The sequence below is a fragment of the Streptomyces sp. NRRL S-37 genome, from assembly GCF_000721605.1.
GTDB lineage: Bacteria > Actinomycetota > Actinomycetes > Streptomycetales > Streptomycetaceae > Streptomyces.
In genome coordinates, this window is sequence record NZ_JOIZ01000001.1 from 432,913 (window position 1) to 450,047 (window position 17,135).

At 72.1% G+C, this 17,135-nt stretch carries 10 protein-coding genes; 3 read left to right on the top strand and 7 right to left on the bottom strand.

Annotated elements, in window-relative coordinates; all coding sequences use genetic code 11:
* Window positions 1–3: 3 nt before the first annotated feature.
* The 6 genes from IH50_RS0101780 to IH50_RS0101805 form a co-directional block, all read right to left on the bottom strand.
* Complete coding sequence (locus IH50_RS0101780) at window positions 4–3,927, bottom strand: glycoside hydrolase family 2 TIM barrel-domain containing protein (RefSeq protein WP_030856435.1); 3,924 nt, start codon at window positions 3,925–3,927, stop codon at window positions 4–6.
* A gap of 278 nt (window positions 3,928–4,205) precedes the next feature.
* The gene (locus IH50_RS0101785) at window positions 4,206–4,649 is read right to left on the bottom strand and encodes a DUF3093 domain-containing protein (protein ID WP_030856437.1); all 444 of its coding nucleotides are present in this window, start codon (window positions 4,647–4,649) and stop codon (window positions 4,206–4,208) included.
* Window positions 4,650–4,906: 257 nt separating this feature from the next.
* Window positions 4,907–5,419, bottom strand: a complete 513-nt coding sequence (locus IH50_RS0101790; protein WP_030856438.1) for an O-acetyl-ADP-ribose deacetylase — start codon at window positions 5,417–5,419, stop codon at window positions 4,907–4,909.
* Window positions 5,416–6,825 (bottom strand): phytoene desaturase family protein, encoded by a 1,410-nt coding sequence (locus tag IH50_RS0101795; RefSeq protein ID WP_030856440.1) that lies wholly within the window; start codon window positions 6,823–6,825, stop codon window positions 5,416–5,418. Before IH50_RS0101795 ends, IH50_RS0101790 begins: the two co-directional genes overlap by 4 nt.
* 102 nt (window positions 6,826–6,927) lie before the next feature.
* Window positions 6,928–7,773, bottom strand: a complete 846-nt coding sequence (locus IH50_RS0101800; protein ID WP_030856441.1) for an inositol monophosphatase family protein — start codon at window positions 7,771–7,773, stop codon at window positions 6,928–6,930.
* Between the two features lie 100 nt (window positions 7,774–7,873).
* Complete coding sequence (locus tag IH50_RS0101805; RefSeq protein ID WP_030856443.1) at window positions 7,874–9,703, bottom strand: gamma-glutamyltransferase family protein; 1,830 nt, start codon at window positions 9,701–9,703, stop codon at window positions 7,874–7,876.
* Window positions 9,704–10,122: 419 nt separating this feature from the next.
* Between IH50_RS0101805 and IH50_RS0101810 the strand changes: the two genes are divergently transcribed.
* A complete protein-coding gene (locus IH50_RS0101810; protein ID WP_030856446.1) occupies window positions 10,123–13,407 on the top strand; it encodes a GH92 family glycosyl hydrolase in 3,285 nt (1,094 codons plus the stop codon).
* A gap of 123 nt (window positions 13,408–13,530) precedes the next feature.
* On the opposite strand, the gene IH50_RS0101815 is transcribed toward IH50_RS0101810, so the two are convergent.
* On the bottom strand, window positions 13,531–14,835 hold the full coding sequence (locus IH50_RS0101815; RefSeq protein WP_030856448.1) for an MFS transporter: 1,305 nt from the start codon (window positions 14,833–14,835) through the stop codon (window positions 13,531–13,533).
* Between the two features lie 219 nt (window positions 14,836–15,054).
* Between IH50_RS0101815 and IH50_RS0101820 the strand changes: the two genes are divergently transcribed.
* Both IH50_RS0101820 and IH50_RS0101825 read left to right on the top strand, forming a co-directional pair.
* Complete coding sequence (locus IH50_RS0101820; protein ID WP_030856449.1) at window positions 15,055–16,119, top strand: lipoate--protein ligase family protein; 1,065 nt, start codon at window positions 15,055–15,057, stop codon at window positions 16,117–16,119.
* A gap of 183 nt (window positions 16,120–16,302) precedes the next feature.
* On the top strand, window positions 16,303–16,965 hold the full coding sequence (locus IH50_RS0101825) for a hypothetical protein (protein ID WP_030856451.1): 663 nt from the start codon (window positions 16,303–16,305) through the stop codon (window positions 16,963–16,965).
* The last annotated feature ends 170 nt before the right edge of the window (window positions 16,966–17,135 follow it).

Sequence of the window (17,135 nt, forward strand, 5' to 3'; positions counted from 1 at the left end):
CTCCTACTCGGTCGCCGTGGGCCGGCGCGAGACCGCCGTCGCCCCGGCCACGTCGGTGAGCGGGCGCAGCCGGTAGGTGTACGTGTGATCGCGGTCGGCGAAGAGCTTGAACTCGTCGTGGGTGTGCGCGCCCCAGCTGTTGTCGCCGCCGACGCCCATCTGCCGGTGGTTGACCCGCAGCACGACCGCGTCCCGCGGGGTGAGCTGGTAGTCGTGCCGGACGCCGGCCGACAGGTCCTCCGGGGTGAAGTGCGAGGCGTTGATCTCCAGGAGGGGTTCGCCCGACACCAGCAGGCCGCGTCCCCTGCCGTCGGTCAGGGCGGCCCAGCGGACGTCGGTCTTGTTGCCGTTCTCCTGCGGGCGGATGTAGGGGGTCCACTGGTCGGCCACGGTCGACGTGTAGAGGCCGACGTCGGTGCCGGTGTTGCGGTCCCAGTGGTTCTCCTCGGGGCCGCGTCCGTAGTAGTGCAGGCGGTCCAGGCGGCGCGGCAGGAACAGCAGCGTGCCGACCTCCGGGATGTACGGCAGGTCCGGCGCGCCCGGGTGGAGGGTGTTGTCGACCTTGATCTCGCCGTTGCCGAACACCGTATAAGTGGTGGTGTACGTCGATTGGGTGGTGGTGGGCAGGGTGCCGCCGACCTTGATCTCGACGGCCCGGTCGGCCAGGGTCCGTACGGTGACGCCGGTGACCTTCCGGCGGGCGCCGGCGTCGCGCCAGGTCTGGTTGCGGGTGTGCTGGCCGTTGCCGTGGTCGTTGTCGGTGGGTGCCCGCCAGAAGTTGGGCACCGGTCCGGAGGTGATCAGGCGGGTGCCCTTCATCTCGTAGGAGGTGAGGGTGCCGGTGTTCTTGTCGACGGTGACCGAGAAGTCCCTGCCGGTGACCCTGATGTCGTCGTCGCGCTCCTCGTGGCGCAGGGCCGGGACGCGCGACAGCGGTACGGGGGTCACGGCCGGGCTTCCGGCGTCGAACGGGAGCTGCTGCCGGGCCACCTCGAAGCCGGCCTTCGCCCACGGCGTGGATTCCCTTGTGGTGAAGGACAGTTGGAGGAAGTACTCGGTGCCCGGTGCGGGGTCCTTCGGCAGGCGTACGGGCAGGGTGATGGCCTTCTCGGACTGTGGCGGCACGTCGAGCTGGTCCCGGGTCAGCCTTCCGCGCCGTATGATCTCGCCGTCGGCGACGAGTTCCCAACGGCCGTCGAACTCACGGACGTTGGTGAACAGGTACTCGTTGGTGAGGGTGACGGCGCCGGGGTCGCCGTCGTCGGAGGTGCGGGCGGCGTTGATCGCCTGGTAGACGCGTTTGATCTCGGCGGCCTTGCCGGTGTGGCCGCGGTCGGCGGTGACGATGCCGTCGGCGACGAAGGCGCCGTCGTTGGGGTTGTCGCCCCAGTCACCGCCGTAGGCGAGGAACCTCTTCTCCTCGGGCCGCTTCCGCTCCACCTCGACGGTGGCGGCGTCGAACCAGAACCGTACGCCGTCGTCGCCAGGGCCCCGGTCGTCGGAGGCCAGTTCGGCGGCGGTGAGGGCGCGGGCGTAGACGCGGGCGCGGCGGACGGTGCCGCTGAACTCGCGGGTCTGGTTGTCGGCGTCGGAGGCGAGCGCGAGCGGCGCGGTGTTGCTGTCGGGGCGCCGGTCGGTGGTGCGGGTGGCCTTCACCGCGCCGTCGACGTGCAGGGTCAGCGTGCCGGCGTCCGCGTCGAAGACGCCCGCGACGTGGTGTTCGCGGCCGGTCCAGTCGTCGGGCACGGTCCAGTTGACGGCGATCCACTGCCCGCCGCCGTAGAGGAAGAACTCCAGGGTGCGGCCGCTCTGTTTGAGCGCGTACTGGGTGTCGCCCTTGGCGATGACCGGCTGGTGGTAGCCCGTCACGCCGGGGGTGATCCAGGCCTCCAGGGTCAGTGAACCCGTGAGGTCGAGGCTGTCGTGGCGTTCGAAGACCGTGATGCCGGACAGGCCCTTGTCGCGGTCGAGTGTGCCGCGGGTGGCGAGGATCTCGCCGCGCAGTCCGGCCGGTCCGGACTCGGTGAGCAGGGTGCGGGCGAGGACGGGTGTGTAGAGGGACTGGTCGACGAAGTCCCAGATCCAGCCGCCCTGGAGGGCGTCGTGGCGGCGGACGACGTCCCAGTACTTCTTGAAGTTGCCGTTGGAGTTCCCCATCGCGTGGGAGTACTCGATCATGACGTACGGCCGGGTGTCGGCGGTGTCCGCGGCACGTTGCTCGATGCGGGACGGGCTCTCGTACATCCGGGAGCGGATGTCGCTGATGCCCGGCCGGTCGTCGCCCTCGTACTGGATGACGCGGGTGGGGTCGTAGGAGCGGATCCAGTCGTGCATGGCGGTGAAGGTGGAGCCGCCGCCGGCCTCGTTGCCGAGCGACCAGATGACCACCGAGGGGTGGTTCTTGTCGCGGTGGACCATGTTCTGGGCGCGGGCCACGCAGGCCGCCGTCCACTCCGGATGGTCGCCCGGGTACTCGTCACGGATGCCGTGGGTCTCGAGGTTGGTCTCGTCGACGAGGTAGAGGCCGTACTCGTCGGCGAGTTCGTACCACAGCGGGTTGTTCGGGTAGTGCGAGGTGCGGACGGAGTTGATGTTCATCCGCTTGATGATCCCGATGTCCTCGACCAGGTTCTCGCGGGTGAGGGCGGTGCCGTGGGACGGGTGCATCTCGTGGCGGTTGGTGCCGCGGAAGGAGACGGGCTTTCCGTTGATCCGCATCAGCCCGTCCCTGATGGCGAACTCGCGGAAGCCGACGCGGTGGGACAGGGTCTCGATCACCTCGCCCGCCGGGTCGCGGAGTCTGAGGACGGCCGTGTAGAGGTCCGGGTGCTCGGCCGACCACAGCCGGGGCCGGGTCACGGCCTTCGAGGCCCGTACGGTGACGTCCTCGCCGGCGCCGGCCGTGCCGAGGTCGGCGGTCTGCTCCAGCGGACGGGACCAGACGGCGTGGCCGCGGGCGTCGTACAGCTGGGTCTCGACGGTGTACCGGCCCGACCCGCCGCCGCCGTACGCCCGTACGCTCGCGGTGACCACCAACTCGCCCTGCGTGTAGGTGTCGTTCAGCGGGGTGTCCAGCTTGAAGTCGCGCAGGTGCACGGCCGGGGTGGAGTACAGGTAGACCGAGCGGAAGATGCCGCTCAGCCGGATCATGTCCTGGTCCTCCAGCCAGTCGCCGTCGGCGTAGCGGTACACCTCCACGGCGATCTGGTTGGTGCCGGGCCTGAGGTGGTCGGTGATGTCGTACTCGGACGGGGTGTAGGAGTCCTCGTCGTAACCGACGAGTTCGCCGTTGATCCACACGTAGTGGGCGGACTTGACGCCCTCGAAGTGGAGGAAGGTGCGCCGTCCCTTCCAGTCGTGCGGGACGGTGAAGGTGCGCCGGTACTGGCCGACCGGGTTGTGGCGGGTGGGGGCGGCGGGCGGCTGCGGGTCCTCGCCGCGGCCGTTGGGGCCCCAGTAGGGGTAGGTGATGTTCAGGTAGATCGGGACGTCGTGGCCGTGCAGTTGCCACACGGACGGGACCGGGATGGTGTCCCAGCCGGTGTCGTCGGTGTCGGTGCGGTGGAAGTCGGTGTCCCGGTCCTCGGGGCGGTCGGCGTAGGCGAACTTCCAGGTGCCGTCGAGGCTCAGCCGGTAGGGCGAGCGGGTGCGGTCGGCGGCGAGGGCCTGGCGCACGTCCGCGTACGGCATGAGCGTGGTGTGCGGCGGCTGGGTGCCGAGCCGGAAGACGCCGAAGTCGTTCCACTCCGGGGGCGCGTCGGCCGCCGCCCGCCGGCCGGCCGCGTGCGCGGCGCCGGGCGGCGCGGACAGGGCGAGGGCGCCGAGCACGGCGGCGCCGGACTCCAGGAGACGGCGGCGGCTGACGACCGGCTGTCCGGGGCGGGGGGACCGGTCGGCGGGAGACGGGTGCGGGTGCGGGTGCGGCATGACCGTGGCCTTCCTCGGTACGACAGAGCACTGCGCGGACTGAGGGCACGTCGGATTCCCCTCGACGCACCGAAGAACGCGGCGCGTTACGGCAGGGAGGAATCGCGACTGATGGTGACGGAGCGACTACTGGGCCAGCCACACCCTAGAACTCGAACACAACCGAAGCAATGATCCCGTCGCTGTTTGTGCGGTCCTGATGGTTCGGCGGCGCGGTTCCCGGCCGTGGACGCCGGCCGTCCAGGCCCGCCACGGCTGGAACCGGTCCGGCGGTGCCGTCAGCGACGGGCGAAGGAGAGCACCGCGAGAAGCGTGACCGGCTGACGGGTGGAGAGGTAGAGATAGGGCTCGGGGGAGTCCGGGTCGTCGATCTCGATGCGCACGGCCGTCGGGACGTAGCCGCGCAACAGCATCGCCGCACGTCCGTCCGCCCGTCGGGTACGCCAGAGGAACGCCTCCTCGGCGTCCAGGATCTCGGTCATGCCCAGGGAGCTGACGGGCAGCCGTATCGAGCCCGCCGTGAGGTGACCGGCCGTCACGACGATGCGGGCGGCGCCGTAGGCGCGCAGCCCCAGCGCGGTGAGGGCCACCGCGACCGCCAGTCCGCCGGCGGCGGCCACGGGCCCGAGGGGCAGCAGGACGAGGGCGGCCATCACACCCGGCAGGACGGCGAGCCAGAACCACGTGCGCGGCACGCCGAGTCGTTCTTCGTACAGACGCATGCCCCCACCCTGTCACCCTCCGCGGCACGGCTCGCGGCCGGAGGGTGCCTCGCCGGGTCCGGTACGGCGCCGGCCCACGACAGCGGGACGTCACCGGCGCGTTGGCGTCGGCGACGCCTGGCCCGGTGGCCCGGTGCCCGTCACCGACGGTTCCGGCGGGGGCGCGCTGACCGTCGGACCGGTCGGCGAGGTCGGCTGACACCGCGTTCGCCGCCTCCGCCGCTCGGGACAGTCCGGTACGGGCCCCGTGGTTCCCGTCAGCCGAGGTGCCGGGCGAACGCCGCGTAGGCCCGTTCGTCGAAGAGGACGAACCTGACCTCTTCGACGGCGGTCGGCGTGTTCCGCACCGTCTCCACCGCGATGCGGGCCGCGTCGTCCATCGGCCACCGGTACACACCGGTGGAGATCGCCGGGAACGCGACCGTCCGGGCGCCCAGTTCGTCGGCCACGCGGAGCGACTCCCGGTAGCAGGAGGCGAGCGGCGCGGGATCACTGCCCGGGCCCTGGTGCACCGGGCCGACGGTGTGGATCACCCAGCGGGCGTCCAGGCGGCCGGCGGTGGTGGCGACCGCCTGGCCGGTGGGCAGGCCCCTGCCGTACCGGGAGGCGCGCAGGGCGCGGCACTCCGCCAGGATCTCCGGGCCGCCCCGGCGGTGGATCGCGCCGTCGACGCCTCCCCCGCCCAGCAGGGACGAGTTGGCCGCGTTGACGATCGCGTCGGCGCTCTGATCGGTGATGTCGCCCTGGACGAGCGTGAGGGTGGGGGTCACGGCTGTCGCAGCCTCCTCCAGACGGCCTTCGCCGCGTTGTGGCCCGACATGCCGTGCACGCCGGGGCCGGGTGGGGTGGCCGACGAGCAGATGAAGACGGCCGGGTGCGGGGTCGCGTAGGGGAACAGGGACAGTTTGGGGCGCAGCAGGAGCTGGAGTCCGGAGACCGCGCCGGTGGCGATGTCTCCGCCGACGTAGTTGGCGTTGCGGGCGGCGAGTTCGGGCGGTCCCGCGGTGGCGCGGGCCAGGACGCGGTCACGGAAGCCGGGGGCGTAGCGATCCAGTTGGCGTTCGATGGCGTCGGTGAGGTCGCCGGTCCAGCCGTGGGGCACATGTCCGTACGCCCAGAAGACGTGTTTGCCGGCCGGGGCGCGGGTGGGGTCGGCGACGCCGGGCTGCACGGTGATGAGGAACGGCGCGTCGGGGGCGCGGCCCTCACGGGAGGCGGCGCGCAGGGCGGCGGCGATCTCGGTGCTGTCCGCGCCGATCTGTACGGTGCCGGCGGTGCGGGCCTGGGGCGCGGTCCACGGCACGGGGCCGTCCAGCGCGTAGTCGATCTTGAACACGCCGGGGCCGTAACGGTAGTTCGCGTAATGGCCGCCGAAGCCGGCGATGCGGGCCAGGGCGGTGGGCGAGGTGTCGAAGACGTACGCCCGGGCCGGCGGCAGGTCGTCGAGGCGCTTGACCTCGTAGTCGGTGTGGACGCTGCCGCCGAGGTCCTTCAGATACGCGGCGAGGGCGTCGGAGATGGCCTGGGAGCCGCCGCGGGCGACCGGCCAGCCGCGGGCGTGCGCGGCGAGGGCGAAGACCAGGCCGACGGCTCCGGTGGCGAAGCCGCCGAGGGGGGCCATGACATGGGCGACGAGACCGGCGAACAGGGTGCGGGCCCGCTCGTCGCGGAAGCGGCGGGTGAGCCACGTCGACGGGGGCAGGCCGAGCAGGCCGAAACGGGCGAGGGTGACCGGGTCGCGGGGCAGCGCGGTCAGCGGCAGCGACATGAAGTCGCGGGCCAGGGTGTCCCACTTGGGCAGGAAGGGCTCGACGAGCCGGCGGTACGCGCCGGCGTCGCGCGGTCCGAAGGAGGCGGCCGTCTCCCCCACCGACCGGGACAGCACGGCCGCCGTGCCGTCCGGGAAGGGGTGCGCCATGGGGAGTTCCGGGTGCAGCCACTCCAGTCCGTAGCGCTCCAGGGGCAGTGCGCGGAACGCGGGTGAGTTGACGGCGAGGGGGTGGGCGGCGGAGCACGGGTCGTGACGGAAGCCGGGCAGGGTCAGTTCCTCGGTGCGGGCCCCGCCGCCGACGGTGTCCTTCGCCTCGAACAGGGCCACCGAGAAGCCGCGCCGGGCCAGCTCCACCGCAGCGGTCAGCCCGTTCGGCCCCGCCCCCACCACGACCGCATCGAGCATCGACGGCACCTTCGGACTCCTTCGTCAGCCGACGGCCACTGGGGGATCAGGATATGCCGGGGCGCCGGCGTTCTCCCGGGGCCTCCGGAGAGGGGTGTGGCATCAGGCTCCGTCCGTCAGCAGTTCCACCACCCGGCGAGCCGTGGCCTCGTCCCGGGCCGCGGTGAAGGGCAGGGTGTTGCCGCCCCTGATACTGAAGGGCTCGCCCGCACGCGTGAGGTGGGTGCCGCCGGCCTCCTCCACGAGGAGCAGACCGGCCGCGTGGTCCCAGGCGGCTTCCCAGGAGAACGCGGTGGCGTCCAACGCGCCGCGGGCGATCGCCAGGTACTCCAGTCCGGCCGAGCCGCAGGCGCGGGGGGCCACGCCGTCCGTCCACAGGCCGAGCAGGGCGCGCTTCTGCTCGTCCGTGGTGTAGTCCGGGTGGGAGGTGGCCACGCGGAGGTCTCGGCCGGGTTCCGGGGAGCCCGCGCGCAGCGGCTCGCCGTCGAGGTGCGCGCCCCGTCCCCGTACGGCCGTGGCGAACTGGTCGCGGGCGGGGGCGTAGGTCCAGGAGGCGTGGACGACTCCGCGCCACGCGAGGGCGACCAGGGTGCAGAAGCCCGTTTCGCCGCGCACGAACTGGCGGGTGCCGTCGACGGGGTCGACGATCCACACCGGTGTGTCGCCCTGTATCGCCTCGTACGACGCCGGGTCGGCGTGCACTGCCTCCTCGCCGACCACGACGGAGCCGGGCAGCAGGGCGGGGAGGGCGTCCGTGAGGTACAGCTCGGCGTTGCGGTCGGCGTCCGTCACCAGGTCGTGCGGGCCGGCCTTGAGGTCCACGTCGTGCTCGCCGAGCCGCCGCCAGCGCGGCACGATCTCCTGGGCCGCGGCCTTGCGGACCAGTTCCTCCACGTCGGAGGTGTGCCGGGGGAGAAACTCGTCGATGGTTTCGTTGGTCTCGATCATGCCCCCATGAGAACACGCGCCACTGACAATCCCCGCCCGTCCGGTGCACAGCGGGTGGAATCGGGATGAAGACGGGGTGCCCGCCCCTGCCGTCGTGGGCTCAGCGGCCCACCGCGTAGCCCTGCATGCCGCGCGGGTTGGCCGCCGCGGAGAGGACGCCGGTGGCCGGGTCCCGGGCGACCGCGCAGAGCCGGCCCTCCGACCAGGCGTCGCCGACGGTCACCTCGTGGCCGCGGCGGCGGAGCGCCTCCACCACCGCCGGGTCCGTGCGGGACTCGACGGTGACACTGCCGGGGCGCATGCCGCGCGGGAAGAAGGAGCCGGGGAAGCTGTCGTTGTGCCAGTTGGGGGCGTCGACGGCGCCCTGGAGGTCGAGTCCGCCGCGCACCCGCTCGCGCAGGGCGACGGCGAGGAAGAAGTGCAGCTGCCACTGGTCCTGCTGGTCCCCGCCGGGTGTGCCGAACGCCATGACGGGCACCCCGTCGCGCAGGGCCAGGGACGGGGTGAGGGTGGTGCGGGGGCGGCGTCCGGGGGTGAGCGTGCCCGGCAGCCCCTCCTCCAGCCAGGTCATCTGCAGCCGGGTGCCGAGCGGGAAGCCCAGTTCGGGCACGACGGGGTTGGACTGGAGCCAGCCGCCGCTGGGGGTGGCCGCGATCATGTTGCCCCAGCGGTCGACGATGTCGAGGTGGCAGGTGTCGCCGCGGGTGCCGCCGTCGGCAAGGACGTCGGGTTCACCGGGCACGGGGGACGTCGGGCTCTTGGCGATGGTGGGCTCTCCGACGCCCATCGGGCCGAAGCCGGGCTCCTCGGTGACCACCACGCGCGCGTGGGCGCTCAGCCGCGGAGTGCGCCCGCCGGGGCTGCCGGGCCGCAGCTCGTGGGAGGCACGGGGGCCGATCCCGGTCCGCCGCTCGGCGTTGTACTCGTCCGACAGCAGGTCGTCGAGCGGCACCTCGGCCGCGTCCCCGTACCAGGCCTCGCGGTCGGCCATGGCGAGCTTGCAGCCCTCGATCAGCAGGTGCATGTACTCGGCGGAGCCGTAGCGGGGCAGTTCCGGCGGGAGCAGGGCGAGTTGCTGGAGCAGGACCGGGCCCTGGCTCCAAGGGCCGGCCTTGCACACGGTCCAGCCGTTCCAGTCGTACGTCACCGGGGTCTCGTAGGTCGCGGACCAGCCGGCGAGGTCGGCGGCGGTCAGGGTGCCGGTGTGGCGTTCGCCGCTGGTGTCCATGGTGGGCCGCCCGGACTGCCGGACCAGGGCCTCGGCGATGAACCCGGTCCGCCACACCTCCCGCGCGGCGTCGATCTGCGCCTCCCGGTCCCCGACCCCGGCGACCTCGGACAACAGGCGCTTCCAGGTGGCGGCGAGGGCGGGGTTGTGCAGCAGCTCACCGGCGCGCGGGGGCCGGCCGCCGGGCAGGTACACCTCGGCCGAGGAGGTCCACTCCGTCTCGAACAGCTCGCGTACGGTCTCGACGGTCCGGCCGACGCGCTCCACGGGCGGGTGCCCGTCCTCGGCGTACCCGATGGCGTACTTCAGGACGTCGGCGAGGGTCTTGGTGCCGTGGTCGCGCAGCAGGAGCATCCAGGCGTCGAAGGCGCCGGGCACGGCCGCGGCGAGCGGTCCGGTGCCGGGGACGAGGTCCAGGCCGAGCCCCCGGTAGTGGGCGACGGTCGCCCCGGCCGGGGCGACGCCCTGCCCGCACAGCACCCGCACCTCACCGCCGGCCGGTGCGAGCAGGATCGGCACCTCGCCGGCGGGTCCGTTGAGGTGCGGTTCGACGACGTGCAGGACGAAGGCTCCGGCCACGGCGGCGTCGTAGGCGTTGCCGCCGTCCTCCAGCACGGCCATCGCCGACTGCGAGGCCAGCCAGTGCGTGGAGGACACCATGCCGAAGGTGCCCTGGAGGGTGGGTCGAGTCGTGAACTGCATCTCTCACCTCGGTGTCGGCGTGCGTCGGTCGGCCCATCCAACATCAAGCGTCCCGTGGGGAGAACCCTGGCCTCACGGAGAAGGCATCCGAACCGCTCGGCTCCCCGACCGGCCCGTCCGGCTCCCCGTCCGCGTCCGCTCGCGTCGGGGACCGGTCGGCGCCAAAAGTATTGACAACGATGTCAAGCGCGTGATCTAGTCCGCTTCCGTCCAGCCGGATGCCGCTGATCGCACTGCGAGGGGAGGCTCACATCGATGACCTGCGCACGAACCGACCGGCCCAGGCCGGGTGCGTGTCCCCCGCCCCTGCCCGAGCACCGCACGTGTGACCGGTCGAAGGCCCCCGCTCCGTCCGTCGCTCGGAGATCACCCCTCATGTCGTACCGCACATGACGGGTGAGGAACAGGAGACCGCTTCCATGCACAGACCTCTCCGCCGATGGCGTCACCGCGCATCGACGGCCCTCGCCGCACTGCTCGTCGCCGGCGGCGCCCTGGGACCGGTGCCGGCCGTCGCCCAGACCTCCGCGGCCGATCCTCAACTCACTTCCCTGGTCAACCCGTTCATCGGCACACAGAACTTCGGCAACACCTTTCCCGGCGCGAGTGCCCCCTTCGGCATGGTCCAGGTCAGCCCGGACACCGGCGGCCAGGGCGGCTACGACTACCAGCAGAACAAGATCCACGGGTTCAGCCAGACCCACCTCTCCGGCGTGGGCTGCTCCGTGATGGGCGAGCTGCCGCTCATGCCGACGACCGGCGCGGTCGACACCGTCGACCCGGACGCCTACCGCTCGGCCTTTTCCCACGACGACGAGGACGCCGAACCCGGCTACTACCGCGTCGGGCTGAAGACGTACGGCATCGACGCCGAACTGACCGCCACGCCCCGCACGGGATGGCAGCGCTACACCTTCCCCTCGACCGACCGCGCCAACGTCCTGTTCAACACGGGCAAGGCCAACCAGCGGGTGTACAGCTCGGAGGTGCATGTCGTCGGCGACCGGACGGTCGAGGGCCGGGTCGAGGCGGGCAACTTCTGCGCGGGCAAGGACCGGCACACCGTCTACTTCACGGCGACCTTCGACCGGCCGTTCGCCTCGCACGGCACCTGGCGGGGCTCCACCCGCTCCCCCGGTGAGCGGGACGCGGCCGGTGAGGGCGGCAACGGCGCCTGGGTGACCTTCGACGCCGGCACCGACCGTGACGTCGTCGTCAAGGTGGGCCTCTCCTACACGGGCCTCGAGGGCGCCCGGAAGAACCTGAAGGCGGAGACGGACGACTCGTACGACTTCGACGCCACCCGCGCGGCGCTGCACGCCACCTGGGAGCGGCAGTTGGCCGCCGTCAGGATCGGCGGCGGGCCGGCCGAGCGGCAACGCGCGTTCTACACGGCCCTCTACCACGCGCAACTGCACCCGAACCTGGCCGGGGACGTCGACGGCCGGTACGCCGGCTTCGACGGGAAGACCCATACCGCGTCCGGGTTCACGCCGTACCAGAACCTGTCGCTGTGGGACACCCACCGGCCGCAGAACCAACTGCTCCAGATGCTGGAGCCGAAGGTCGCCCGCGATGTGGCGCTGTCGGTCGTCGCGATCGGACGGGACGGCGGCTGGCTGCCGCGCTGGTCGCTCGCCAACAGCGAGACCAACATCATGACCGGCGACCCGGTGACCCCCTTCCTGGTCGAGGCGTGGTCCAAGGGCCTGCTCGCGGGCCACGAGGAGGAGGCGTACGCGCTCCTGCGGAAGAACGCCCTCTCCACGCCGCCGGACGACTCCCCCTACAACGGCCGTGCGGGAATCACCGATTACCTGGAGCGCGGCTACATACCCAGCGGGCTGGAACCGGGGAAGGACTGTCCGGACAAGGGCGGTGACAACGACTGCCGTCATCCCGCCTCGGCGACCCTGGAGTACGCGGCGGCGGACGCGTCGCTGGCGCTGATGGCCAAGGGGCTGGGGCACACCGCGGACGCCCGCGTGTTCGCGGCACGCGGTCAGTGGTACCGGAACCTGTGGGACTCCTCCATCGGGCAGTTCCGGCCACGTACGACCGACGGCACCTGGCTGACGCCGTACGACCCCGTGGAGGCGGGCCACCAGTTCCACGAGGGCGGCGCCTACCAGTACCAGTGGCTGGTGCCCCAGGACCCGGCCGGGCTGGTGTCCCTGATGGGCGGCAGGCGGGAGACCGAGAAGCGGCTCGACGCCTTCTTCGCGTACGACAAGCTCCTCGCGGACCCCGCCGAAACCGCGCGCGAGGACTGGATCTCGGCCCCGTACGACTACTACGGGAAGCCGACCTACAACCCGAACAACGAGCCCGATCTGCACTCCCCGTACATGTACCTGTGGGCCGGGGCGCCCGCCAAGACCGCCACCGTGGTGCGCGCCGCGATGACGCTCTTCACGGACGGGCCCGACGGCATGACCGGCAACGACGACCTGGGCACCATGTCGGCCTGGTACGTCTTCTCGTCCCTCGGGCTGTACCCGACGACGAACGGTGGTGACTTCCTCGCCGTCTCCAGCCCGCAGTTCCCGTCGGCGGTCATCCGCATCGGCGACTACGGGAAGCGGCAGGGCGGCACCCTGACCGTGAAGGCGCCGGGCACGAGCGACACCGAACGCTACGTGAAGCGGGCGGAGTTCGACGGGAAGAACCTGCGCAGGACCTGGCTGGACTGGGACGCGGTCGCCAAGGGCGGAACCCTCGCCTTCGAGATGAGCGGCAAGCCGTCGGCGTGGGGTACGGGCAAGGCGGCGGAGCCGCCGTCCGTGAACCGCGCGGCGGCCGACTCCCGCCGGCACCTCGACGCGTCGCTCCGCACCGGCTCCGACGTCCTGCCGACGGCCGACAGCGCGCAGAGCGTCCGCCTGAACCTGGACGTGCTGGGCCAGTCCCCCGGCACGCTGCGGGTCGACGTGGACGCGAAGGCCCCCGGCGGCTGGACCGTGAAGACCTCCAAGCCCTTCTCGCTCACGTCCCAACGGCTCCCGGTCCAGCGGACCGCGACGGTGGACGTGATCGTGCCGGCCGGAACCGCACCGGGTACGTACACCGTGCGGATCACGGCGGACGCGAAGGGCGTGAAGGGCGTGGAACGGACCGCCAGCATCGAGGTGCGCGCCGCGGCCCGCTGCGCGGCGGACGCCGACGGGCAGTGTGCCGTGGACCTCGGCAAGGAGCTGAACCACGACGGAACCGCGACCGTCGCGGCGTCCGGCGAGGGCGACTTCGACGGAGGGGGATGGAGCTACGACGGTGATCTGCTGCCCGCGGCGGGTCCGGTCGCCCGGGACGGCGTGACCTACGACGCCCCCGATCCGTCCGGGACGGCCGCGAACTTCGTGGAGGCCCGCGGTCAGGCCATGCTGCTCCCGGCCGGCTCGTACGGCGCGCTGCACATGGTCGCCGCGGCCCACCACGGTCCGGTGGCGACCGTGCTCACCGTCCGCTACACCGACGGGACCACCGCCGAACTGCCGGTCACCGTGGGCGACTGGGCGGGATCGGCCCCGCAGGGCGGCTCCGTGGCCCTGGAGATGCCGCACCGGATCAAGCGCGGGCAGGGTGTGGACGGCCCGCCGGTGCGGCTGTTCGGTTCCTCCACGGGCCTCGACGCGTCGAAGACGGTGCGTTCCCTCGGCCTGCAGGACGATCCCCGGGTGCAGATCTACGCGATGACCCTCACGTAGGGCTCCGTACGTTCTCGGCCCTCGCCTCCCGGCCGGGAGGCCGCTCGGTGGCGGCGTGACCCTGGTGGTCACGCCGCCGCCCGCGTACGGGCTGCCGTGAACCGGCCCCGGCCGGGCGGCGGGTCACCGGTCGGCGCCGACGTCCTCACGGTCCGGTGCGGTCGCGGTGCCCTCGGCGGCACGGCGGAGGGCGTCCTCGTCGGTGCGGGCGTCGTAGCCGACGAGCTTGGGGAGCGCGGCGGTGAGCAGGCCCACCGCGGCGACGCAGGCGAGGCCGCCGCTCCAGATCGCCGGGCGGGCGCCGGTCCAGCCGGCCATCGCCCCGGCGCGGACCTGGCCGAGCTGGGGGCCGACGCTGTAGGAGAGGACCTCGATGCCGGCGAGCCGGCCGCGCAGCCGGTCGGGGATGGTCTGGTTCCAGATGGTGGAGCGGCCGAGACCGCTCAGCATGTCCCCGGCTCCCGCCAGGCCGAGGAAGACCAGCACCAGCCAGACGTTCGACGCCCAGCCGGCCGCCGCCATGGCCAGGCCCCAGCCGGTGGCGCCGAACACCACGAACAGACCGTGCCGCTGTGTCCGGGAGACCCAGCCGCTGGTCAGGCTGAGCAGCAGCGATCCGACGGCTCCCGCCGAGTACATCAGGCCCAGCGCCCAGTCGGCGTCGAGCTCGTCGGCGAGGAAGGGGAAGATGGTGTTGGGGAAGGCGAAGATCATCGCCGCGAGGTCCACCGCGTAGGTGCCCAGCAGCACCGGCCGCGACCAGGCGTACCGGGCCCCTTCGACGATGCCGCGCAGCGACGGTTTGGCGGCGTGCTCGACGGGCGGTACGGGTGAGAGCCGGCGGCACATCAGGACCGACGCGCAGAAGCAGACCACGGTGGTGGCGTACGCGGGGACGTTGCCGGCGTACGCGACCACGAGGCCGGCCAGCGCGGGTCCGCCGATGGCGCCCGCCTGCCAGCGCAGAGCGTTGAGCGCGGCCGCGGCGGCGAGCTGGTCGTGGGGGACGATCCGGGCCAGCAGCGAGTCCAGGGCGGGGCGCTGGAGTCCCGCGAGTGCCGCCACACCGGCCGCGACCACGTACAGCGGCCACAGCATGGGGTGCGGCAGCAACGCGTTCAGCAGCAGGACGACGGCCAGCAGTCCCAGTCCCGCCTCGGTGAGCACGATGACCTTGCGCCGGTCGACCGCGTCCGCGAGTGCGCCGCCGTAGAGGCCGAAGACCACGAGCGGCACCAGTTCGACGGCGCCCATCGCGCCCACCGCGAGGGGGGAACCGGTCAGTTCCTTGATCTGGAGCGGCAGCGCGATCAGTGCCATCACGCTGCCGAGGTAGGTGACCAGGCCCTGCACCCACAGGAGGCGGAAGTCCCGGGAGGAGCGCCAGGGTGTGAGGTCGGGCAGTACCGCGCCGAGCTTCTTGATCATGTTTCCGCGGCTCCCGGCGCATGCTGTGAAAGTTAGGTAACGCTTACTTGCACAGGTTAGGAGGCGGAGGCGCGCTGATCAATCCGGTTTCCGACCGCCCTCGCGGCGACCGGGACGCGGCGGGAGCGCGGGCCCCTCGGCACGGCGGCGTTTCCGCGGGCGGGAACAGGGCGGCCCTCGCCGGTGTTGGCGCGGGTGTCAGCAGTGAAAGGCGGAGCCGTGCACGGTGAGTACAAGGTTCCCGGCGGCAAGCTGGTCGTCGTGGACGTGGACGTGGAGGACGGCGTGCTGCGCCGCGCACGCGTGGCGGGCGACTTCTTCCTCGAACCCGACGAGGCGCTGGACGCCGTGAACCGTGCCCTGGACGGCGCCCCCGCCGACACCGACGCCGCCGGTCTGGCCGCGCGGATCGACGCGGCCCTCCCCGAGGGGACCGTGATGTACGGGCTCACCCCGGAGGGCGTCGGCATCGCGGTGCGCCGGGCGCTCGCGCACGCCACCGACTGGACCGACTACGACTGGCAGCTGATCCACGAGGGCCCGCAGTCCCCCGCCCTGCACATGGCGCTGGACGAGGTGCTGACCGCCGAGGTCGCCGCGGGCCGGCGTCCGCCGACGCTGCGCGTGTGGGAGTGGGGCGCCCCGGCGGTGATCATCGGCAGCTTCCAGTCGCTGCGCAACGAGGTCGACCCGGAGGGCGCCCGGCGGCACGGCGTCGAGGTGGTGCGCCGGATCTCCGGCGGCGGCGCGATGTTCGTGGAGCCCGGCAACACCATCACGTACTCGCTGTCGGTGCCGGAGGCGCTGGTGCAGGGGCTGTCGTTCCAGGACAGCTACGCCTACCTCGACGACTGGGTGCTGGGCGCGCTCGGCGAGATGGGGATCCGCGCCTGGTACCAGCCGCTGAACGACATCGCCACCGACCAGGGCAAGATCGCGGGCGCCGCCCAGAAGCGGATCGTGGGCCCGGACGGCGGCCCCGGCGGAGTGCTGCACCACGTGACGATGGCGTACGACATCGACGCCGACAAGATGCTCGACGTCCTGCGCATCGGACGCGAGAAGCTGTCCGACAAGGGCACGAAGAGCGCGAAGAAGCGGGTGGACCCGCTGCGCCGGCAGACCGGTCTGCCGCGCGAGGCCGTCATCGAGCGGATGATCGACTCGTTCCGCGCCCGGTACGGCCTGACGGACGGCAAGGTGACGGAGAAGGAGCTGGCCCTCGCCGAGGAGTACGCCCGGACGAAGTTCACCACGCCGGAGTGGACCGCCCGCGTCCCCTGACGCACGCAAATCACCTCTTCACGGGGGGAATTGCGGCAAGACGACGCCCCGGACGGTACGTCCCTGTCACCGCCTCCCTACGGAGCGAGTTGCCCCTTCCCGCACCATGGGAACCCGTGTGACACTGACGTCCCGTCCGCTGTGCGGACCCCCCTCCGCACCGTCCCCCACGAAGAGTGCGCCGTGCGTTCCTTTCCTCTGCCGATCGCCCTGACCGCGCGTCTGTCCCCCGTGGTCGTCCTCGCCGCGGCCGGCTGGGCGCTGTCCTCCGGTTCGCCGGCCGCGCCGGAAGCCGCGGACAAGCCGGCCGAGAAGACGAAGACCCAGTCCGCGTCCGCTCCTTCGCAGACGCAGGCGGCGAAGACGTACGCCGCCGCGCCGGCGCCGTGCGGCAGCATCGCCGAGAAGAGCGTCAAGTCCCTTGTGCCGGGCGCCAAGACGGCCGGCAAGGAGATCCAGTCCACGGACTCGAAGCTGCGCCGCACCTGTTCCTGGAACGCGCTCAAGGGCTACGAGTACCGCTGGCTCGACGTCTCCTTCGAGGTGCTGGAGTCGGACGAGGCGGCGGAGCGGTCGTACCAGGGGCGGCTGGAGGACAAGAGCGGCGGCGGCGCGGTCCCCGGGCTCGGGGACGCGGCGTACTCCGTCGTGAACCTCACCACCGAGGACAAGCAGCAGACACGCGAGGGCGTGGTGGTGGCCCGTGCCTCCAACGCGCTGGTGATCGTGACGTACAACGGCAGCGACTTCGAGTCGAAGAAGGCGCCGGGCACGGACGAGATCAACAAGGGCGCCATTAAGGCCGCGAAAGAGGCGGTGGCGGCCCTGGAGAAAAACCGGAATTGATGATTCCGTGACATCTGTCACAGGAGTCGGCGATCTGTTCGGGTCGCTTAGTAGGACTCCCTCTGGCGACATAGGTGACTTGTCCGTCTTGCCATGATTGCGGAGCGGGCTCCTGCGGATGGTGATCCGGTGGGAAGCCGAGCACCATGCCTTCTTCGCCATGCGGGGGT